Source organism: Citrobacter sp. TBCS-14 (assembly GCF_005280805.1).
Lineage (GTDB): Bacteria > Pseudomonadota > Gammaproteobacteria > Enterobacterales > Enterobacteriaceae > Citrobacter > Citrobacter gillenii.
The window spans coordinates 1-222 of sequence record NZ_SZWM01001038.1 but is presented as its reverse complement, the minus strand read 5'-3'; the positions used below and the strand labels follow the sequence as shown (position 1 = coordinate 222).

The 222-nt window shown below is 52.3% G+C and carries 1 pseudogene; it reads left to right on the top strand.

Going from position 1 to position 222, the window contains the following annotated elements:
* A pseudogene (locus tag FDX22_RS23825) lies at nucleotides 1-222 on the top strand (murein transglycosylase); the annotation flags it as partial.

Here is a 222-nt window from a genome sequence, read left to right as displayed (position 1 = left end):
CAGCGTATGTCTGCTGACGGTCAGTCAAGTGGCGCGAGCGGATTCCCTGGATGAGCAGCGCAATCGCTATGCGCAAATTAAGCAGGCCTGGGACAACCGACAGATGGATGTCGTAGAGCAGATGATGCCCGGGCTGAAGAACTATCCTCTGTATCCTTATCTGGAATATCGCCAGATCACTGACGATCTGATGAATCAGCCCACCATTACCGTCACCAATTT